The sequence below is a fragment of the Solibacillus sp. FSL K6-1781 genome, from assembly GCF_038630735.1.
Taxonomy (GTDB): domain Bacteria; phylum Bacillota; class Bacilli; order Bacillales_A; family Planococcaceae; genus Solibacillus; species Solibacillus silvestris.
In genome coordinates, this window is sequence record NZ_CP152038.1 from 3,805,170 (window position 1) to 3,826,948 (window position 21,779).

A 21,779-nucleotide genomic window follows, 5' to 3' on the forward strand; every position below is an offset into this window, starting at 1 on the left:
CCCTCAATTATCCTTATAAAACCATTCCCGAAATTAAGTGGTTCAAACATTACTAAAATGAAAAGGAGAATACGAACGTATTCGCATCCTCCTTATTTAAATAAACTTAAACTCTTATATTCATGAACTAGCCTTTATTAACTTATATACCGGGAATCCAGCCTGGTCTTGACAGTATTTTCTCCATTAAAGGACCTGGAATTACAGTATCGATTTCCTTATCATAAGCTGTTACTACACTTTCCCCATTCTGTACCTTTTCCACCCAATGAGGTTCAATTAATAAGGCACGACCAAGTGCTACTAAATCTGCTCCTAACTGTAATGCCTGATCTGCTTCTTCACGAGTATAAATTGAACCTACACCAATTAATGGTTTACGGCCATTTAACAAGCTGTGAATTACAGAAATACGATTTTGTTGGCCGTTTTTATAACGATGTGTTTCAGATTTAAAATCTCCAAGTGAAATATGCAAATATGTTAGCGCTGTTTTCGCTAATTCGTCTATTAATCTTACTGTATCATCCATCGTAATACCATCTTCTTCAGGCTCTTCCGGGCTGAAACGGTAACCGACAATAAATTTTTCATCAGCATATTTGTTTTTTACTTTAATTACTTCCTCTACAACTTCCAATGGGAAACGCAATCTATTTTCAAATGTTCCCCCGTATTCATCTGTTCTTTTATTTGTAAAGGCAGAGAAATACTGTTGAATTAAATACGTATTTGCACCATGGATTTCAACGCCGTCAAAACCTGCTTCAACAGCTCTTCTTGTTGCTTCAGCATATGCTTTAATCATTTCTTTTGTTTCTTCAAGAGTTAATGCACGTGCTTCTTTTTTCTCAATTGTAATAGCTGTACTTGAACTAACAACATCTCCATTTGGTACTAAATGTTGTAGTGATTGTCGGCCTCCATGATGAATTTGTAAAACCGCTTTAGCACCGCCTTGTTGAATAGCCTGTGCAATTCTTCGCAAGCTTGGAATATAGCGATCTTCATGAGCGGCGATTTGTCCTGGGAATGCTTTTCCGTTTGCTGCAACATATGCGCATGCTGTAATGATCATTCCTGCTCCTTCAGCACGTTCTTTATAATATGTGATTTCCTCATCGGAAACTGTATCATCTTCATTTGCAGAGTAAGTTGTCATAGGTGCCATTACTAAACGATTACGTAACTCAACCTGTTCATTCAATTTAAACTTTTCAAAAAGTGCTTTCATTCAATTCCTCCCTTTTGCTATGTATGTACTTTAACGAAACTGCATTTTATTTTCAAGTTAGAGCTCCTCATAAATTTAAATGAGATTTTTAAAACAAAAAAACCCACTGATTCCTCAGCGGGTTTGCGTTGTGCGAAGCGACGTCCTACTCTCACAGGGGGAAGCCCCCAACTACCATCGGCGCTAAAGAGCTTAACTTCCGTGTTCGGTATGGGAACGGGTGTGACCTCTTTGCCATCATCACTTCACTTAATTATTTAGTTAAAAGAAATTTCATTCTTTCAAAACTGGATAAACGTTTCATTGAATTGAGCAATAAAATGTGGTTAAGTCCTCGACCGATTAGTATTCGTCAGCTGCATGCGTCACCGCACTTCCACCTCGAACCTATCTACCTGATCGTCTTTCAGGGGTCTTACTTACTTGCGTAATGGGAAATCTCATCTTGAGGGGGGCTTCATGCTTAGATGCTTTCAGCACTTATCCCGTCCATACATAGCTACCCAGCGATGCCTTTGGCAAGACAACTGGTACACCAGCGGTATGTCCATCCCGGTCCTCTCGTACTAAGGACAGCTCCTCTCAAATTTCCTACGCCCACGACGGATAGGGACCGAACTGTCTCACGACGTTCTGAACCCAGCTCGCGTACCGCTTTAATGGGCGAACAGCCCAACCCTTGGGACCGACTACAGCCCCAGGATGCGATGAGCCGACATCGAGGTGCCAAACCTCCCCGTCGATGTGGACTCTTGGGGGAGATAAGCCTGTTATCCCCGGGGTAGCTTTTATCCGTTGAGCGATGGCCCTTCCATGCGGAACCACCGGATCACTAAGCCCGTCTTTCGACCCTGCTCGACTTGTAGGTCTCGCAGTCAAGCTCCCTTATGCCTTTACACTCTACGAATGATTTCCAACCATTCTGAGGGAACCTTTGGGCGCCTCCGTTACTCTTTAGGAGGCGACCGCCCCAGTCAAACTGTCCGCCTGACACTGTCTCCTACCCCGCTAAGGGGCATGGGTTAGAAGTTCAATACAACCAGGGTAGTATCCCACCGACGCCTCCTTCGAAGCTGGCGCTCCGAGATCTCTGGCTCCTACCTATCCTGTACAAGTTGTACCAAAATTCAATATCAGGCTACAGTAAAGCTCCACGGGGTCTTTCCGTCCTGTCGCGGGTAACCTGCATCTTCACAGGTACTATAATTTCACCGAGTCTCTCGTTGAGACAGTGCCCAGATCGTTACGCCTTTCGTGCGGGTCGGAACTTACCCGACAAGGAATTTCGCTACCTTAGGACCGTTATAGTTACGGCCGCCGTTTACTGGGGCTTCAATTCACAGCTTCGCTTGCGCTAACCGCTCCTCTTAACCTTCCAGCACCGGGCAGGCGTCAGCCCCTATACGTCACCTTACGGTTTTGCAGAGACCTGTGTTTTTGCTAAACAGTCGCCTGGGCCTATTCACTGCGGCTTCTCTAGGCTATGCACCCAAAGAAGCACCCCTTCTCCCGAAGTTACGGGGTCATTTTGCCGAGTTCCTTAACGAGAGTTCTCTCGCACACCTTAGGATTCTCTCCTCGACTACCTGTGTCGGTTTGCGGTACGGGCACCTCTCACCTCGATAGAGGCTTTTCTTGGCAGTGTGAAATCAGGAACTTCGCTCATACGAGCTCGTCATCACAGCTCAACGTTATAGTATGCGGATTTGCCTACATACACGCCTTACTGCTTGAACACGCGCAACCAACGGCGTGCTTACCCTATCCTACTGCGTCCCCCCATTTCTCAAACGGTGAGGAGGTGGTACAGGAATATCAACCTGTTGTCCATCGCCTACGCCTATCGGCCTCGGCTTAGGTCCCGACTAACCCTGAGCGGACGAGCCTTCCTCAGGAAACCTTAGTCATACGGTGCATGGGATTCTCACCCATGTTTCGCTACTCATACCGGCATTCTCACTTCTAACCGCTCCACCAGTCCTTCCGGTCTGACTTCAACGCTGTTAGAACGCTCTCCTACCACGCATACTCAAAGTATGCATCCACAGCTTCGGTGAATCGTTTAGCCCCGATACATTTTCGGCGCAGCGTCACTCGACCAGTGAGCTATTACGCACTCTTTAAATGATGGCTGCTTCTAAGCCAACATCCTGGTTGTCTAAGCAACGCCACATCCTTTTCCACTTAACGATTACTTGGGGACCTTAGCTGGTGGTCTGGGCTGTTTCCCTCTTGACTACGGATCTTATCACTCGCAGTCTGACTCCCGTGTATAAATATCCGGCATTCGGAGTTTGTCTGAATTCGGTAAAGCGAGATGCCCCCCTAGTCCAAACAGTGCTCTACCTCCGGTATTCTCAATCACGAGGCTAGCCCTAAAGCTATTTCGGAGAGAACCAGCTATCTCCAGGTTCGATTGGAATTTCTCCGCTACCCACACCTCATCCCCGCACTTTTCAACGTGCGTGGGTTCGGGCCTCCAGTGAGTGTTACCTCACCTTCACCCTGGACATGGGTAGATCACCTGGTTTCGGGTCTACGACCACGTACTAATTCGCCCTATTCAGACTCGCTTTCGCTGCGGCTCCGTCTTCTCAACTTAACCTCGCACGTAATCGTAACTCGCCGGTTCATTCTACAAAAGGCACGCTATCACCCATTAACGGGCTCTAACTACTTGTAGGCACACGGTTTCAGGGTCTATTTCACTCCCCTTCCGGGGTGCTTTTCACCTTTCCCTCACGGTACTGGTTCACTATCGGTCACTAGGTAGTATTTAGCCTTGGGAGATGGTCCTCCCGGATTCCGACGGAATTTCACGTGTTCCGCCGTACTCAGGATCCACTCTGGAGGGAATGAACTTTTGACTACAGGGCTTTTACCTTGTTTCGCGGACCTTTCCAAGTCGCTTCGTCTAATTCATTCTTTTGTAACTCCGTATAGAGTGTCCTACAACCCCAAAGAGCAAGCTCTTTGGTTTGGGCTCTTCCCGTTTCGCTCGCCGCTACTCAGGGAATCGAATTTTCTTTCTGTTCCTGCAGGTACTTAGATGTTTCAGTTCCCTGCGTCTGTCTTCAACACGCTATGAATTCACGTGAAGATACTATCCGATTAAAGATAGTGGGTTCCCCCATTCGGAAATCCCCGGATCAAAGCTTACTTACAGCTCCCCGAGGCATATCGGTGTTAGTGCCGTCCTTCATCGACTCCTAGTGCCAAGGCATCCACCGTGCGCCCTTATTAACTTAACCAAAAGTTAACACTTAGATCAGAGATCTAAGATTTAAGTTTACACGTCAATTGCTTGACTTGTTTAAAAATCTATAAAATAGAAATTTGATTTATTGCTTTCAATGTCGTTTTATCCAGTTTTCAAAGAACGAAGTGTTTTGAAGTATTTCATTCATTTAAGAATGAACCTTCAAAACTGAACAGCAAACGTTAATGTTTCATTCCCCGAAGGAATGATTCCGAAAAATCCTTAGAAAGGAGGTGATCCAGCCGCACCTTCCGATACGGCTACCTTGTTACGACTTCACCCCAATCATCTATCCCACCTTCGGCGGCTGGCTCCATAAAGGTTACCTCACCGACTTCGGGTGTTACAAACTCTCGTGGTGTGACGGGCGGTGTGTACAAGGCCCGGGAACGTATTCACCGCGGCATGCTGATCCGCGATTACTAGCGATTCCGGCTTCATGTAGGCGAGTTGCAGCCTACAATCCGAACTGAGAACGGTTTTATCGGATTAGCTCCCCCTCGCGGGTTGGCAACCGTTTGTACCGTCCATTGTAGCACGTGTGTAGCCCAGGTCATAAGGGGCATGATGATTTGACGTCATCCCCACCTTCCTCCGGTTTATCACCGGCAGTCTCCTTAGAGTGCCCAACTGAATGATGGCAACTAAGAATAAGGGTTGCGCTCGTTGCGGGACTTAACCCAACATCTCACGACACGAGCTGACGACAACCATGCACCACCTGTCACCGTTGCCCCCGAAGGGGAAACTATGTCTCCATAGTGGTCACCGGGATGTCAAGACCTGGTAAGGTTCTTCGCGTTGCTTCGAATTAAACCACATGCTCCACCGCTTGTGCGGGCCCCCGTCAATTCCTTTGAGTTTCAGTCTTGCGACCGTACTCCCCAGGCGGAGTGCTTAATGCGTTAGCTGCAGCACTGAGGGGCGGAAACCCCCCAACACTTAGCACTCATCGTTTACGGCGTGGACTACCAGGGTATCTAATCCTGTTTGCTCCCCACGCTTTCGCGCCTCAGTGTCAGTTACAGACCAGACAGTCGCCTTCGCCACTGGTGTTCCTCCAAATCTCTACGCATTTCACCGCTACACTTGGAATTCCACTATCCTCTTCTGCACTCAAGTTCCCCAGTTTCCAATGACCCTCCCCGGTTGAGCCGGGGGCTTTCACATCAGACTTAAGGAACCACCTGCGCGCGCTTTACGCCCAATAATTCCGGACAACGCTTGCCACCTACGTATTACCGCGGCTGCTGGCACGTAGTTAGCCGTGGCTTTCTAACAAGGTACCGTCAAGGTAGCGCCAGTTACTACGCTACTTGTTCTTCCCTTGCAACAGAGTTTTACGAACCGAAATCCTTCTTCACTCACGCGGCGTTGCTCCATCAGACTTTCGTCCATTGTGGAAGATTCCCTACTGCTGCCTCCCGTAGGAGTCTGGGCCGTGTCTCAGTCCCAGTGTGGCCGATCACCCTCTCAGGTCGGCTACGCATCGTTGCCTTGGTGAGCCGTTACCTCACCAACTAGCTAATGCGCCGCGGGTCCATCTTATAGTGACAGCCGAAACCGTCTTTCAACTTTCAAACATGTGTTAAAAAGTATTATTCGGTATTAGCCCCGGTTTCCCGGAGTTATCCCAATCTATAAGGTAGGTTACCCACGTGTTACTCACCCGTCCGCCGCTAAAATTTTAAAGGTGCAAGCACCAATAAAATTTCCGCTCGACTTGCATGTATTAGGCACGCCGCCAGCGTTCGTCCTGAGCCAGGATCAAACTCTCCATAAAAGTAGTTTGAAAGCTCATTTGCTTTGCTAGCGATCCAACTTCGTTAGAAGTTGAAATCTATTGTTTGCTTCATTTAAGAAGCTTGTTTCATTAACGTTGCTTGTTCAGTTTTCAAGGTTCATTGTGTAGTCTTAAGTGACAACTTTTATATCATACAACATTCTGTTTTGAATGTCAACAGTTTTATTTAATAAAACTGGAGCGGGTGATCGGAATCGAACCGACAACATCAGCTTGGAAGGCTGAGGTTTTACCACTAAACTACACCCGCATTATATTATAGTATATTATGGCGCGCCCGACAGGAGTCGAACCCATAACCTTCTGATCCGTAGTCAGACGCTCTATCCAATTGAGCTACGGGCGCCGGAAATTTTTGGTGCGGCCGAGAGGACTTGAACCTCCACGGGGTTGCCCCCACTAGGCCCTCAACCTAGCGCGTCTGCCATTCCGCCACGACCGCTTCATCCGACAATAATTATTATACATCTCTGAAATAATTTGTCAATATGAAAACTGGTGAGCCATGAAGGACTCGAACCTTCGACCCTCTGATTAAAAGTCAGATGCTCTACCAACTGAGCTAATGGCTCTAAATGGCTGGGGTACCTGGATTCGAACCAGGGCATGACGGAATCAAAATCCGTTGCCTTACCGCTTGGCTATACCCCAAAAATGGCGGTCCCGACCGGGATCGAACCGGCGATCTCCTGCGTGACAGGCAGGCATGTTAACCGCTACACCACGGGACCAATAGTAAATCTTCATTATTAAAATATAAGTGGTGACCCGTACGGGATTCGAACCCGTGTTACCGCCGTGAAAGGGCGGTGTCTTAACCACTTGACCAACGGGCCACTAATGGCTCCGAAGGCAGGACTCGAACCTGCGACCTGCCGGTTAACAGCCGGATGCTCTACCAACTGAGCTACTTCGGAATAATTACTTCGTTGCGACATCATCTTGTCGACTTTTACTATTATAGAGAGCGATTTCCGTTTCGTCAACACTTTTCCTAAAAAAAATTAAAGAAAAAATCTCTTCCTATATATAGAGCAAAAAACATTCCCTTTAAAAAATAACATAAATACTGTATACCTTTAATCATTCATTTTTAAACATATTTTCAAATTATTTTTCGCTTCGAAGAAATTTAATTTTCCCTTTACAAATACTGCAACAATATTTTTTTATATCCATTTTTCTTTTTCTCTTATATATTTGTCCGCAATTCGTACAACTGTATATATGTATTGTCTTTTGCACCGGCTTTTCTTTAGGCTGTTCCAAAGTAGAACAAAAACGTGGTGCTCCAACTTTTTTCAATAAATTCCGAAAATCTGCATCTCCATGCCTATAACCCATACCTAAAATATGAAGATGATAATGGCAAAGTTCATGTAAAATAATTCCCCTTAACTCCCCTAGTCCGAACTGGTCATATAGTTTTTTATTAAGTTCAATATTGTGACTGTTTAACATATACCGTCCGCCCGTCGTTTTCAACCGACTATTAAAATAAGCTTTATGAATAAACGGTCGGTCAAAAAATTCATTTGATAATTGCTCAACTAACTTTTGTGCCTGTTCGTCCGTCATATGCCAACCCCCCTTAAATTAATAAAAAGCGCATATCAGCTATGCGCTTTTTATTATAATTGAAAATCATGCTCTTTACACGCTAAGCTGATTTTCAGGAGTTAACATCGTTAAAGAAATACGACCTTTGTTAGCTTCTACTTTTTCTACCCAAACTGTCACAATATCTCCCAGCGAAACAACATCTAATGGATGTTTAACACGACCCTTTTGCAATTTGGAAATATGGACAAGTCCATCCTGCTTAACTCCGATATCGACAAACGCCCCAAAATCAACAACATTCCGAACTGTCCCCTGCAGTTCCATTCCGACTTGCAAGTCATCCATTTGAAGTACATCGGTTTTCAATAACGGTTGCGGGAAAGCATCACGAGGGTCACGGGTAGGTTTCATTAGTGTATCGACAATATCTTTCAATGTAACTTCCCCTACATCCAATTTCTCACCTAATGTTTTTAAATTTAACTTGCTGATTTCTTCTTCAGCTTTCGCTGTTCCGACATCCTTTTTCGTTAATCCTGCTGCCTCTAATACAGCTTCAGCTAATTTATAACTTTCGGGATGGATACCTGTAGCATCTAACGGATTTTTAGCATCTGCAATACGCAAGAAACCAACTGCCTGCTCGTATGTTTTAGCACCTAATCGCGGGATTTTTTTCAGTTGGGCACGTGATGTAAATTGGCCGTTTTCACTACGCATTATCACAATATTTTCTGCAACAGTTTTTGAGAGTCCAGATACATATTGTAAAAGGGAGGCCGAAGCTGTATTTACATCTACCCCAACTTGGTTTACCGCTGTTTCCACAATAAATGTCAGTGATTCTGCGAGCTGCTTTTGGGATACATCATGCTGATACTGCCCTACACCGACAGCTTTCGGGTCAATTTTAACAAGCTCGGATAATGGGTCTTGCAAACGACGGGCAATCGATACAGCACTCCGTTGTTCCACCTGTAAATCCGGAAACTCCGCTCGCGCCACTTCAGAAGCCGAGTATACGGAAGCCCCAGCCTCGTTGACAATAACATATGCAATGTTTCCATCTGCTTCTTTCAGTAGTTCTGCAATAAATTGCTCTGTTTCTCGTGATGCTGTCCCATTACCAATTGCAATAATACTAATCGGGTATTTTTTTAATAATGCCTTCACTGTCGCTTTCGCTTTTGAAGGATCCGACGTAGTGTGGGGATAAATAACACCAACTTCAATCATCTTACCTGTCTCATCCACTACCGCCAATTTACAGCCGGTTCTGTATGCAGGGTCTACACCAAGTACCATTTTACCGCGCATTGGAGGCTGTAATAATAAGTTGCGGAGATTTTCCGAGAAAATATGAATTGCCTGTGTTTCTGCTTTTGATGATAGTTCTGCGCGCAGCTCATTTTCAATAGATGGTTTAATTAAACGTTTATAGCTATCTGCAACTGCCAATTTCACTTCGTTGACAGATGGACCTACATAATTTCTAGGTATAAAATGATTTTCCATTTGAGTTGTCGCTTTATCGATCGGAACTTCAATCGTTGCACGAATCACTTCTTCCTTTTCACCGCGGTTTACCGCCAGTATACGGTGGGGTGCAATTCGATGAACAGGTTCTTCATATTCGTAATACATTTCAAATACTTGTTTTTCATCTTTTTCCGCATTTTTTAATGTTGTGACAAGCTTGCCTTCTCGCCAAGATAGTGTGCGTAATTTTTCACGAATTGCGGCATCATCGGCAAATCGCTCTGCTAAAATATCGCGTGCGCCCGCCAATGCTTCTTCAATCGAAGTAACACCTTGTTCTTCGTTTAAATAAGGAGTTGCCATTTCCTCCATCGTCCGCTTTGTATACTTTAAAAGCTCTTCAGCTAACGGTTCCAAGCCACGTTCTTTTGCAATCGTTGCTTTTGTACGACGCTTTTGTTTAAATGGTCGGTACAAATCTTCCACACGCTGTAAAACAGTTGATGCTTGAATAGCAGTTTGTAGTTCTTCCGTTAATTTACCTTGCTCATCGATTAAACGCAGCACTTCCTCTTTCCGTGTTTCGAGCTGCTGTATGTAATGGTAGCGGTCTTCCACTGCTTTTATTTGAACTTCATCAAGAGAACCTGTCATTTCTTTTCGGTAACGGGCGATAAAAGGTACTGTGTTACCTTCTTCCAGTAGCCCAATAACTGCTTTTGCTTGCTTTGGCTCTACTTTTGCATCTTTCGCGATTATTTGTAACATTTTTTGTTGATCCATTATGCCACTCCTTTAAATTTAAAACTTTCTTTTAGTGTACCATTCCATTTGTATTGTTTCCCAAAAAAGCGATGAATTTATGCATGAAAAAGAGCCTACTAATCTATGTTAGTAGACTCTTAAACTTTATAACGAGACGCCGCCACTTGCAGTGATGGCATCTTGTAATTTTTTAATGGCTTTACGTTGAATTCGCGAAACGTGCATTTGGGATATACCGAGTCTCTCCCCGGCTTCCTTTTGACTAAGCTGTTCCAAATATGTTAACTGGATAATTTGTCGCTCACGTTCATTTAATACATTCATCGCATCAGCTACAATCATTCTGCGGTTTGTCACTTCATAGCCTGTATCTTCTCGACCCACTACATCAAATAACGTTACCGTACTGCCATCAGAATCCGATTCGATTGAATGATCCATGGATAGTGCCTGATAGCTTCGTCCCATCTCCATAGCTTCCAATACGTCCTCATCCTGTACTTCCAAATATGTCGCAATTTCAGTAATGGATGGGGAACGTTGTAAGGACGTCGTTAATGCTTCGACAGCCGCCTTGATTCTAGGTCCCAATTCTTTAATACGTCTCGGAACATGCACGTCCCAAGTTTTATCACGTAAAAAGCGTTTTATTTCACCTACGATTGTCGGAACAGCAAACGCCTCGAAACTTCTGCCAAAAGAAGGGTCAAATCGTCGGATCGCACCTAATAAGCCAAGCATCCCTACTTGTACAATATCATCATAATAAGATTTACCATGTGAATATTTGCGTGCAATCGACTCGACTAACTGCTGATAATGGAGCACAAGGTTAGTTTGTGATTCTTCACAGCCGCTCGCCTGATATTCTGCAATCCAATTTAGCACTTCTTCTTTTGATGTATTTTTAGGTAGTGATTCTTTCGACATTCCCTTTCACCTGCTCTCTCGAGACATACTTTGTCATGAAAACAGTGACGCCACCTTCGTTATTTAATTTCACTTCGTCCATTAAAGTCTCCATTAAATAAATCCCTAATCCACCTTCACGTAATAGTGCTACGTTTTCATTTTCATTATATGGACCAACTTTTGATTTAATCTCTTCAAAGTTAAAGCTGACACCGTAATCTGCAACCATTATTTCGATCTTGTCCTCAAATAACGCACAGCCGATCACAACTTCTCCTTCCTCGTTTGCTTTATAAGCATGGTGTACAACATTTGTCACCGCTTCACTTGTAGCAATTTTTAAGTCCTCAATTTCATCATAAGTAAACCCAACTCGCATCGCTAATCCTGAAATTGTTAGCCGGATTACACTTACATATTGCGATTTGGCAGGCACTCGAATTTCAATATAGTCAAATGCTCTCATCATTTCAACTCCAATTCCTCATCAATCTCAATACTCATTAATTCACTTAAACCTGTAATTTCAAACAATCTAACTAAACGATTCGATAAGTTGACTAATTTTAATGATGCATTTTCTCTCGTAACTTTTTTATAAAACGCAACAAATATTCCTAATCCTGTACTGTCCATATAATTTACTTTTGATAAATCTAATTCGATTTTTCGGCCTTCCACAATTTGAACAGTCTCTAACTCTTCGCGTAAAATCGGGGCTGTATACGTATCAATTTCACCCTCGATATAGCCTTTTAATACGTTTCCATCTTCTCTAAATTGAACATTAACATTCATTATTAGACACCTCCATCTATAAACCTAATTACTTTTCCCCAATGTACAGGAGTTCAAACATAATTATTTATTTATTTTTTAAAAATAACAACCGTAAAATCATCTTCTAATTCAAAATCCGGCAAGTTTTTCAAATAGGTGTACATTTCCTCACACATTTTCTGAGCTGAAAGATGGTTACAGCTTAATGCCAAATTCTTAATCACATCCCGTGGATCAAGCTCTCCTTGCTTGCGGAAATCCGTTACCCCATCTGTAATCATAATGATAAAATCATTATCCTCCAAATGAATATCATACTGTGGATACGTGACTTCCGGCATGACACCTAACAATAAACCTTTTGACTCCAAATCAAAGAAAGTGTTTTTACGAGCATTATAATATATAGCAGGTTCATGTCCAGCTGACCCATATGTAAATTTGCTTTCTTTAATATTATATGTCCCGTAAAACATAGAGACAAACATACTATCATCAACACTTTTTTCAATAATGCGGTTTAACACTTCCAAAATGTATGATGGATCTTTCGTTGCATATTCAAGTGTATCTAGCCCGTACTTAACCATCGACATACAAAGGGCTGCTGGTACACCTTTTCCGACAACATCTGTCACTGCTACACTAACAACTGAATTATTGTTGTTTAAAAAGTGAACATAATCACCATTCATTTTGCGGATTGGTACAGATAGCATCCCAATATCAATCTGATTCAACATGGGTACTGTTGTTCTGAGAATCATATTCTGAATTTTTGTAGCAACATTCATCTCCATACGCAGTTCTTCTTGCTGTTCCAGTAAACTTTGATGCTCCTTTAAAGTTAAACCAAAGTGTACCATAATCTCAATTAGAAAATCATAGCTATGCGAAATATCTTCTGGTAGATCTGGATAAATTTGCTCTATCGCATATTTGTGGATATTGATTACTTCTTCTGGAGCTACTTTTTTTTGGATTAACTGTCGAATGAAATTTTGGCCTATATACAAATTTCGCTCAGTTTGGTTTGCCAAAAAATCCGATAATATTTTTTGATATTGAGTTTGCAGCTCTTTCAAATTTTATCACATCCTACTTTACCCATTTTTCGATAACTATTGTCGTACCGTTCCCTACATTGGATTGGATGTCCATTGTATCCATTAGTCTCTTGACTCCTGGCAGACCCGCTCCAAGCCCGCCTGAAGTAGAATAGCCGTCTTCCATCACCTTTTTCAAATTACTAATTCCTGGTCCTTTATCTGCCGCTATTATGCGAAGGCCAACTTTCTCTTCATTACTAATACGCTCTATCGTGACTTCCCCGGATCGGGCATATAAATAAATATTTCGAGCCAGTTCGCTTATCGCCGTCGTAATTCGAGCCTGATCTACCGCGCCAAAGCCAATTGCTTTCGCCTCATTACGTCCAAGTTGGCGTGCAGCTACAATATCCCATTCTGTTACAATCTCTACGGTAGATTTCGCATTCATCATAGTGCCCCCAATTTCCTACTTTTTCTTTCTATGGAGTTAACGTACAGTATCAATTTTTTGAATTATTAATCTTTTACATTATACCATATGTTATCCTTGTAGTTTAGTTGGATATAAATTTTAAACCATTTTTTTGATATATTTATAATTTTAAGGAAACTACCACAATATTGCATGATTACAGTTTACTATTTACCTCAAAATTATAAGGTACTTTGATTTGTAATAATAAAAAACACCGAAACGAAATGTTTCGATGTTTTTTTATGTATTAAAATTTTACGAGTCCTAAACTAATATTAAGAGCTATATCTACTTCTTGCATTAGTTTCGCATCTAGCTGAGTAATACGATCTGTTAATCGTGATTTATCAATTGTACGCAATTGTTCAAGCAAAATTACCGAATCACGCTCAAAACCATACTTTTTCGCATCGATTTCAACATGTGTAGGTAACTTTGCTTTTTGAATTTGCGCAGTTATTGCAGCTATTATGACGGTTGGACTAAAGCGATTTCCAATATCATTTTGAATAATAAGAACGGGTCTAGTCCCGCCCTGTTCTGACCCTACCACAGGTGATAGGTCAGCAAAAAAAACGTCTCCACGTTTTACAATCAAATTGTCATCCCCCGCTTACGAGACGCTCCACCATATGTTCCGCTTCATACTCTGCATGCAAGCACTCACTGCAAATTGTCAGATTAATTTGCGACATTTCCACATAGCCCTTTATTAAAGCTTCCCGTATTTGATTTGGTTGCATATGCTTTGTATAATTTTGAGTCGCCAAATACGCCATCATATAACCATTCTCAGTATTACGCCCAAACGTTCTTTCGAATTGCGTTACTAGCTCATTTGGTATGTCAATTACTACTTCTTCTACTTCTACTAATTCCTTCGCGTACAAAACAAGCACCTCCACCGAACATCCCATTTCCCATTCATTCTATCATTGATTGACTACAATGAAAAGACAGGAAAATTAAAAAACTGACAATTCTCGCAATAAATGAATAAATATGGACATACTTGTTTTGTATATTTGAAGTTTTTTACAATAATATTACATCGATTATTTATATACCCTAGGAACTCTAGCTGTAATTACACATGGCACTTCGTAATTAATTGTTTGGAGTTTATGAGCCCAATCATCTATTGTGATTTCCTCTTGCTGTTGGCAGCCTATTAGTACAACTTCTTCTCCAACATTATATGCTTCCGGAAGTAAAATCATACTCTGATCCATACAAATTCTGCCGACAATTTTCGCTCTTTTTCCTCCAACAAGCACTTCTTGGCCAGAAAGCTTTCGGATCATACCATCTGCATAGCCGATCGGTATTGTTCCGATGTAGCAATCCTCTTCTGCAGTATATGTTGCCCCATAGCCTACCGATTGACCAGCTTGCATTTTTTTAATATGTACAAGTTCTGTCTGCAAAGAAAAGGCTGGCTTAATCGGAAAAGGTAATTTTGTGCCTACATAACTTGAAGGCAATAATCCGTACATGGAAATGCCGAAACGTACCGCATCATAATGCAAAGAAGGATCTTTCACTAATGCGGTCGCTGTATTGGCAACATGAACAAGACGAGGCTTTTGTGGCAGTGCACCTAAAAAGTCCTTGAATAGGGTAGCCTGATTGTCAAAGTACATCGAATCTTCTTCATCTGCAGTAGCAAAGTGCGTAAATATTCCATCCACTAAAAAATCATCGGAAGAATTAATGATTGTATACAATTCCATTAGTTCTTCTTTAGTGGAAACACCGATACGCCCCATGCCCGAATCAACTTTAATATGAAGTCTCAGCTGATTCAACAGTGGTGTATATTGCTGTGCAAGCTGCAACCATTCTGTTGAAAATACAGTAAGAATAATATTTTCAGCTGATGCAAACGGAATAAAAGTATGTGGTGAAGCACCTAAAACTAAAATATCAATATCCTTAAAATTTTCTCTAATATGTACTGCTTCGTCCGGTGTTGCGACAGCAAGCATTGTTGCACCTGCCTCAATTGCCGTTTTTGCAACTTCCACATCTCCATGACCATATGCATTTGCCTTTACTACAGCAATTATTTGGATTTTCTGTCCTATATAGTTTTGTAGTGAAGAAATGTTATGTGTGATTGCTTGAAGATCAATTACTGCTTTTGTTGGTCTGTAATAAATTGGAGTATTCATTTCGATTTTTACCCTCTTTTTATAAGATTAAACTTACTGTTATTTATGTAATTTTGAGTAAATCATTATTAAATCCGTATACGAAAAGAAATCATCTTGCGCTTGTATACGCAAGATGTCTCTTCTTAAATATAACCATAAAATACAATTTAAAAACAAGTTTAGAATTATATTTTTTTAAAACCCGATTAGTTCCGGCCCAACACGATGTTAGTCACACATGGTTTGTCACAGGATGTGATGTTTTTAGCTTAGTGGGGGGGTGAGCCCCCACTGATTGGCATTTACTTCATACTACTTTCCTGCACACTTGCAGCTACTTCCAGTAATTCATCCTTCGTTAATTTTGTGGAAGCGATAAAGAAGGTCATGCCATCTTTGTCCCATTGAATTGAGTTATCAGTAATAGCCCCTATTGTATAGCCTAAATCCGCCGGGTCCCCAGATACAGGCAATATTGTATCATCGGATTGAATCGGCTGCTGCATTAGTGTAAATGGCTTTTCCCCTTCGAATGTCAAAATAACTCGTGTGTTTCCATCTTCCTGCACTTCAAACTCATCTGTCAGCTTAGTATGTGCCCAGTCGATCGTAGGGTAATATACACTAAACTCTGTGTCCACCACTTCTGCTGATGCGGCTTTCTTTTCCTCTTTTTCAGAGAATTTCTCTACCGCGTACTCTTCTGCAGTATGCTTCACACCTAATTTAATGTCGGCAAATGTAATCACAACTTGTTCTTGTAAAGATTCATCCATCACACTTACTTTTGTCGGAAGCATCGTTTTCTTATCAATTACAATTTGCTGTACCGGCAGTGCTGTTTGGTCTACATTCCGTGTTGCTACTTCAAAAGTATAGCTCGCATCATCTTCAGTCATTACCGCTTTTGAATCTGACACTAAATCATCGGCTAATGCCCCAATTATATACGCCTGACTATTTTGCTTCGGCCATTCACTTTGGAATTTATGCGTTTTACGTAATGATGGCGTGACAACAAAGACACCTTCTTCATTCCGGACGATTAACTGTTGTTCTGACTCACCTTTTGGATTAACTGCCACCCGATAAAAATCTGGTTTTGTATGCCAAACTTTCACATCGTAAATACGTGGCTCTGCGCCTGTCCGAACTTCCATCGAAGCACTTAATTCATAACCTTTTGCGTCATTCCACTTCTTGTTGACATCCTCAATCACTTCATCCTTTGTAGCTTTTCCACACGCCGCCAAAAAGAGACAACAAACGACAACTACTAGCAGTCGGAGTTTCAAAGATTCACCCTTTCGATTATCTATTTCGATAAATTACTATATGAGCCAAGGTGTGCATGTATGTATTATTGCATTAAGATTACTTGAGCAGCTGCTGTCGTCCTTGTATGAGTAATGGAAATGAACCCGTTCACCTGTTCACCATCAAAGTATAAAACAGGTTTCCCTTGTTCTTCTTTTAAAATTTCTATTTGATGAAGTTCACAGCCCTTACCAATTCCTGTGCCATTCGCTTTTGAATAAGCTTCCTTTGCAGCAAAGCGACCTGCCAGAAATTCCACTTTGCGTGAGTCCGATAATGTATTAAAAACGGCAAGTTCCCTTTCCGTTAAAATTCGTTGTGCAAATTTCGCCGAACGTCCTATCATTTTTTCAATTCGATCCAATTCTACTAAATCTAATCCAATCCCTTTAATCATTTAATAGCTCTCCCTTTCTTTTCCTCATTACTCCAATGTATAATAAATAAAATACGTTTTATTTTGTATCGACTTAATTGAGGTGGAACATGTTTATTCGTAGAGAAAATTTTAAACAGTACATTACGTTATATCCGGTCGTATCATCAATTATAGCAATTAATTTAATTGTTTTCGTCCTAACATTAATCCCGGGATTCGGCGAAGAATTACTTTATGCCGGTATGAGCGTCAATGGACTCATTGCAGCCGGTGAATGGTGGCGTATTATAACGTCCATGTTTTTACATGCAGGTTTTATGCACGTTCTTTTTAATATGTTCTCCCTATTTTTATTTGGTCCGGAGCTCGAGAAAATCGCCGGCAAAATGCGATTTTTAACAATTTACTTTTTAGCCGGAATTTTTGGTGTTGCTGCCACTTACGCAACACAAGATGCCTATTATGCCAGCGTAGGGGCAAGTGGAGCACTTTATGGAATTTTCGGTGCGTTCGGAGCACTTGTTTATTACACGAGACATTTATTCCCGCAGTTGAGACAAATTATATTGCCGTTAATTGTGATTAGTATTATTATGACATTTTTAACACCAAATATTAATATTGCTGCACATTTAGGCGGTTTAGTTACCGGCTTTATTTTAGGGGTTGTTTACTTTAACCCTAAAAATATGGGGCGCTGGCGCAAACAGTCCATTAAACGGGTAAAATAAAAACAGGATCCGCGAAAGTAATTTTCGCGGATCCTGTTTTTTAATGTTCATACCATGTCAGTATTTTTTCCACTTCCCGTTGCTCCACATGACGTGCAGTCGCTGAAGCTCCCGCTATACCTGACATCACTATAATTTTTACAGATCCTATATTTCGCCGCTTTTGGAAATACGTTTGACTTCCTTGCGTAATTTGCACACGTTTCTTTAAAGCATAAAACGTTACACGACTTACAAGGCGCGATACAATCGTAATTTGCTGATCTTTCACCGTAAATCCGGTCGTCTTAAATTGCCATCTTCCAAGTAGAATAATCGGAACGATCAGCAATAATGACAGCAGTCCATATGGGTAAAAGAAGTAAGAAACTGCGCCGATTAACGGAACTAACCATACAAAATCAATCCGATAGAAAAAAGGCTGTGCTTTTTTTGGCGGCTGAACAATTTGGTTAACTTGAAAATCATATTCAGGAAACAGTTCTGCCAAAGGTGCAAATACTTCTTTTTTTGCAATTAGCGGAAATAAAATGATTTTCTTATCATTTTCCCCGCTAAATCCTCCACCAGCACTTTCTACCGCAACAGAAGCTAAGCCAAGCAGTTGCTGGAAAGGGTTTTCTGCCAGTTTAATTGCCTGCACCCGGTTTAACGGAATTGTCACACGTTTTTTTTCGATTAATCCTCGTGTAATAATTAACCGATCATGCTGCTTGCACACCGTAAAGTTATAATAATTTAAAAAGGTCAAGCCGACAGAAACTCCCCATGCCAGTATAAGTGCAAGAGCGATTAAAATCATAACGACTATATAGCCGTATTCCACTAAAAATGCCAACTCATCATAAATCAAGTCAAAAGGGATAAACTCCGCAAATTGGGAAAGGACAGCAAAGACGCCGGCAAGTACTACTCCCACACCGCTGGAAGTCGTCGCTAACAATAACAGCTCCGGTACTTTCATTTTGTGTAATATAACTGATGCCGGCTCTGGCTCTTCCTCTTCAGCTACTTGTACCAGGTCACTTTCAACTGGCAGTTTTTGTTTCGTTTTCGCCTTTTTCATTTGAATTTCTACTTCATCTGCCGCAGCTTTCGTTACCGCTGTCAACTCCGCTTCCGGTTTACCATCTTTACTTCCCGCCGTTTCCACTTGTACTTGTACAAGCTTGAACAACCGGTGAAAAATACCTTCTTTATAATTCAGGTTTTGAATGCGATCAAATGGAATGTAGCGCTTTTTCTTTATAAACAGACCGTATTCCACACGGAGTTCACTATCTTCAAACCAATATACAAATGTCCACCACTTAATCAAACCGCTCACTACCGTTACCGATAAGACGATTACTAAAATAAAGAGTGGAATCATTTCGCTGAAAAATGTTTCGCTTCGATAATCCAAATTAATATTAAAGCCGTTCGCCGCAACAATGATAATGATTGGGATAAGGAGATCTTTCAATGCTTTTACTACATTGATGATTGCCGTTACAGGATGAAGTTTATATTTCTCTTTAGACATCATCTTCCGCCACCCTTGCAAGTTCAGAGATTTTTGTCCTCAATTCATCGGCGTCCTCAACTTTCAGCATAGGAATTGTATGTACTGTAGCCGCCGAAGAAATCGATATATTCGCTAACATGTATTTCTTTAATATCGGTCCCTGCTCTGTATCAACATGTTGAACACGCACCATCGGTATTAGTGTCCGTTTTACGACAAACAGGCCACTTTGAATTTCAATTTCCTGTTCTCGTACTTCATATCGCCAAATTCTCCAACGAATGCTCGGAAATACAATAACCGAAAATGCGATCGATAAGATAACCAGCGCGATGGCAATCCACATAATCCACTGCGGCCAATCTAATCGGACTGTTAAAAATACAATGCCACCTGTTAAAAGAGCGATAATAAAAGTTTGAATGATTCCATATAATCGCCACACGGTTTGCGCTTTTTTAGGTAACTGAAACTTTGGTTGTTCTCTCACTTGCCCTACACCTCTTTCTCTACAGTATGCTATACGTATTAACCGTTTAAATGTTTCATTCTGCTCTAACCATTATGAAAAAACAATACCCTTACCCTCATAGTATAGTTAATTGGTAAATTTGTTAAATAATTTATAAAAATTTTATTTCCCGGAAAATATATTTATATAAAATTTTCCACAAAAAAACACACCAACAAGAAAAATGTTGGTGTGTTTGAATAAGATTAGTCTTCACGACGTGGACGTGGACGACGATCACGAGAACCTTCGCGACGAGCACCGCCTTCACGACGACCTCCATCACGACTTCCGCTACCAGAACGGCTTCCGCCTCCGCCACCTTCACGACGGCGATCTCCTCCACGACGGTCACCACCGCCACGGTTGCCACCACCACGGTTACGGTCATTACCGCCACGGCCACGGCCTCCGCCACCTTGTGAACGGTCACGACGCATTGGTAATGGACGCTCTTCCGATAATGATACTGGTGTAGCATCAGGTTCTTTAGTAATTGATTTAAGAGCAGCTGCTACTAAGTCAAGTGCATCGTTATTTTCCAATAACTTAGCTGCTAACTCACGGTAAGTACCTAAATCATTATTTTGAACTAATTCCACCAATGATTGCATTGCATCTTCTTGTAAGCCTACTAATGCTTCTTCAGATGATGGTGGACGTAAAGGAGTCATACGTTTTTTCGTAGTTTCTTCTACGATGCGTAAGTAACCCATTTCACGAGGTGTTACGAAAGTTACTGCAACACCAGATTTACCTGCACGGCCTGTACGACCGATACGGTGAACGTATGATTCTGGATCTTGTGGAATGTCAAAGTTGTAAACATGCGTTACACCTGAAATATCCAATCCACGAGCTGCAACGTCTGTTGCGATTAAAATATCGATTTTACCTTCTTTAAACTGACGTAAAACAGAAATACGTTTTGCTTGAGATAAATCACCGTGGATACCTTCCGCTAAGAAGCCACGTAAACCTAAAGCTTGGCTTAACTCATCAACACGGCGTTTCGTACGACCGAAGATAATTGCTAATTCTGGTTTTTGTGAATCCAATAGACGAGATAAAGCATCGAATTTTTCGCGCTCTGTTGCTTTTACGAAGAATTGTTCAATGTTTTCCATTGTTAATTCTTTCGCTTTAATTTTTACGATTTCAGGATCTTTCATGAATGTCTCTGCAATTTTACGGATTGCTGGAGGCATTGTCGCTGAGAATAGTAATGTTTGGCGATCTGATGGTACGTTTTCTAAAATCGCATTAATATCATCGATGAAGCCCATGTTTAACATTTCGTCCGCTTCGTCTAAAACTAAAGTTTGCACTTCGTCTAAACGTAATGTACGACGGTTAATATGGTCTTGAATACGACCCGGTGTACCTACAATAATTTGAGGTTTGTTTTTTAATGCGCGGATTTGACGGCCAATTTCTTGACCTCCGTAAACTGATAATAATTTTACGCGCTTGTCATAACCTAATTTATAAAGTTCTTCTGAAACTTGGATTGCTAATTCGCGAGTCGGAGCAATTACCAAAGCTTGGATATTTGGATTTTTTGGATCGATTTTCTCGATTAAAGGAATACCAAATGCAGCTGTTTTACCAGTACCTGTTTGTGCTTGGCCTAAAACATCACGGCCAGCCATTGCAAACGTAACTGTTCCTTCTTGGATTGGTGTTGCTTCTTCAAACCCCATACGCTTAATAGAACGTAATGTCGATTCACTAATGTTTAATTCTGAAAAATTTGTCAAACTCTTCATTCTCCTTTTTCCTGTATAAGTTGACAAATGGTTACATTTTCAGATGAAATGGCGGCAAATTTTCGAGCCATTGTATGTGGAACGTT

At 41.5% G+C, this 21,779-nt stretch carries 17 protein-coding genes, 8 tRNA genes and 3 rRNA genes; 1 reads left to right on the forward strand and 27 read right to left on the reverse strand.

Annotation, left to right across the window (positions count from 1 at the left end):
- Positions 1-142 precede the first annotated feature (142 nt).
- From MHH37_RS19265 to acpS, 24 genes are all read right to left on the reverse strand, one after another.
- Complete coding sequence (locus MHH37_RS19265; protein ID WP_342574299.1) at positions 143-1,234, reverse strand: NADH-dependent flavin oxidoreductase; 1,092 nt, start codon at positions 1,232-1,234, stop codon at positions 143-145.
- A gap of 132 nt (positions 1,235-1,366) precedes the next feature.
- Positions 1,367-1,482, reverse strand: a 5S ribosomal RNA gene (gene rrf / locus MHH37_RS19270).
- Positions 1,483-1,556: 74 nt separating this feature from the next.
- Positions 1,557-4,485, reverse strand: a 23S ribosomal RNA gene (locus MHH37_RS19275).
- Positions 4,486-4,719: 234 nt separating this feature from the next.
- Positions 4,720-6,276: ribosomal RNA gene (locus MHH37_RS19280) — 16S ribosomal RNA — on the reverse strand.
- The 16S, 23S and 5S rRNA genes sit together here with 8 tRNA genes alongside, the layout of an rRNA operon.
- 197 nt (positions 6,277-6,473) lie before the next feature.
- A tRNA-Gly gene (locus MHH37_RS19285) sits at positions 6,474-6,547 on the reverse strand.
- 19 nt (positions 6,548-6,566) lie between these two features.
- Positions 6,567-6,643 (reverse strand) — tRNA-Arg (locus tag MHH37_RS19290).
- Between the two features lie 10 nt (positions 6,644-6,653).
- Positions 6,654-6,739, reverse strand: a tRNA-Leu gene (locus MHH37_RS19295).
- A 54-nt stretch (positions 6,740-6,793) separates the two neighbouring features.
- Positions 6,794-6,869 (reverse strand) — tRNA-Lys (locus MHH37_RS19300).
- A gap of 4 nt (positions 6,870-6,873) precedes the next feature.
- Positions 6,874-6,948: transfer RNA gene (locus MHH37_RS19305), tRNA-Gln, on the reverse strand.
- Between the two features lie 4 nt (positions 6,949-6,952).
- Positions 6,953-7,028 (reverse strand) — tRNA-Asp (locus MHH37_RS19310).
- Positions 7,029-7,058: 30 nt separating this feature from the next.
- Positions 7,059-7,133 (reverse strand) — tRNA-Glu (locus MHH37_RS19315).
- Between the two features lie 5 nt (positions 7,134-7,138).
- Positions 7,139-7,214, reverse strand: a tRNA-Asn gene (locus MHH37_RS19320).
- A gap of 193 nt (positions 7,215-7,407) precedes the next feature.
- Positions 7,408-7,875, reverse strand: coding sequence for a SprT family protein (locus MHH37_RS19325; protein WP_342574300.1), 468 nt, complete (start codon positions 7,873-7,875; stop codon positions 7,408-7,410).
- A gap of 75 nt (positions 7,876-7,950) precedes the next feature.
- Positions 7,951-10,122, reverse strand: a complete 2,172-nt coding sequence (locus tag MHH37_RS19330; protein WP_342574301.1) for a Tex family protein — start codon at positions 10,120-10,122, stop codon at positions 7,951-7,953.
- Positions 10,123-10,248: 126 nt separating this feature from the next.
- Positions 10,249-11,034 carry an RNA polymerase sigma factor SigB gene (sigB, locus tag MHH37_RS19335; RefSeq protein WP_008405769.1) on the reverse strand — a complete coding sequence of 262 codons (786 nt, stop codon included), beginning with the start codon at positions 11,032-11,034 and terminating at the stop codon, positions 10,249-10,251.
- Entirely contained in the window at positions 11,012-11,482 is a 471-nt protein-coding gene (gene rsbW / locus MHH37_RS19340; protein ID WP_342574302.1) for an anti-sigma B factor RsbW, read from the reverse strand. The genes sigB and rsbW overlap by 23 nt, the downstream gene beginning before the upstream one ends.
- Positions 11,482-11,814: an STAS domain-containing protein gene (locus tag MHH37_RS19345; RefSeq protein ID WP_014822538.1), complete on the reverse strand. Its 333-nt coding sequence runs from the start codon at positions 11,812-11,814 to the stop codon at positions 11,482-11,484. The genes rsbW and MHH37_RS19345 overlap by 1 nt, the downstream gene beginning before the upstream one ends.
- A gap of 71 nt (positions 11,815-11,885) precedes the next feature.
- Complete coding sequence (locus MHH37_RS19350) at positions 11,886-12,881, reverse strand: PP2C family protein-serine/threonine phosphatase (protein WP_008405775.1); 996 nt, start codon at positions 12,879-12,881, stop codon at positions 11,886-11,888.
- 13 nt (positions 12,882-12,894) lie between these two features.
- Positions 12,895-13,296 carry an anti-sigma regulatory factor gene (locus tag MHH37_RS19355; protein WP_014822537.1) on the reverse strand — a complete coding sequence of 134 codons (402 nt, stop codon included), beginning with the start codon at positions 13,294-13,296 and terminating at the stop codon, positions 12,895-12,897.
- A 274-nt stretch (positions 13,297-13,570) separates the two neighbouring features.
- Positions 13,571-13,921, reverse strand: coding sequence for a type II toxin-antitoxin system PemK/MazF family toxin (locus tag MHH37_RS19360; RefSeq protein WP_008405778.1), 351 nt, complete (start codon positions 13,919-13,921; stop codon positions 13,571-13,573).
- Between the two features lie 4 nt (positions 13,922-13,925).
- A complete protein-coding gene (locus MHH37_RS19365) occupies positions 13,926-14,213 on the reverse strand; it encodes a hypothetical protein (protein ID WP_008405780.1) in 288 nt (95 codons plus the stop codon).
- A 165-nt stretch (positions 14,214-14,378) separates the two neighbouring features.
- Positions 14,379-15,497 carry an alanine racemase gene (gene alr, locus MHH37_RS19370; RefSeq protein WP_342574304.1) on the reverse strand — a complete coding sequence of 373 codons (1,119 nt, stop codon included), beginning with the start codon at positions 15,495-15,497 and terminating at the stop codon, positions 14,379-14,381.
- 284 nt (positions 15,498-15,781) lie between these two features.
- Entirely contained in the window at positions 15,782-16,774 is a 993-nt protein-coding gene (locus tag MHH37_RS19375) for an outer membrane lipoprotein carrier protein LolA (RefSeq protein ID WP_008405782.1), read from the reverse strand.
- A gap of 65 nt (positions 16,775-16,839) precedes the next feature.
- Entirely contained in the window at positions 16,840-17,193 is a 354-nt protein-coding gene (acpS, locus tag MHH37_RS19380; protein ID WP_008405783.1) for a holo-ACP synthase, read from the reverse strand.
- Positions 17,194-17,282: 89 nt separating this feature from the next.
- Between acpS and MHH37_RS19385 the strand changes: the two genes are divergently transcribed.
- The gene (locus MHH37_RS19385; RefSeq protein ID WP_008405784.1) at positions 17,283-17,906 is read left to right on the forward strand and encodes a rhomboid family intramembrane serine protease; all 624 of its coding nucleotides are present in this window, start codon (positions 17,283-17,285) and stop codon (positions 17,904-17,906) included.
- 40 nt (positions 17,907-17,946) lie between these two features.
- Here MHH37_RS19385 and MHH37_RS19390 read toward each other — a convergent pair whose 3' ends face one another.
- The 3 genes from MHH37_RS19390 to MHH37_RS19400 form a co-directional block, all read right to left on the reverse strand.
- On the reverse strand, positions 17,947-19,431 hold the full coding sequence (locus MHH37_RS19390; RefSeq protein ID WP_342574307.1) for a PH domain-containing protein: 1,485 nt from the start codon (positions 19,429-19,431) through the stop codon (positions 17,947-17,949).
- Positions 19,424-19,903, reverse strand: a complete 480-nt coding sequence (locus tag MHH37_RS19395) for a PH domain-containing protein (RefSeq protein ID WP_342574308.1) — start codon at positions 19,901-19,903, stop codon at positions 19,424-19,426. The genes MHH37_RS19390 and MHH37_RS19395 overlap by 8 nt, the downstream gene beginning before the upstream one ends.
- Positions 19,904-20,130: 227 nt before the next feature.
- Complete coding sequence (locus tag MHH37_RS19400; RefSeq protein WP_008405787.1) at positions 20,131-21,684, reverse strand: DEAD/DEAH box helicase; 1,554 nt, start codon at positions 21,682-21,684, stop codon at positions 20,131-20,133.
- Positions 21,685-21,779 lie beyond the last annotated feature (95 nt).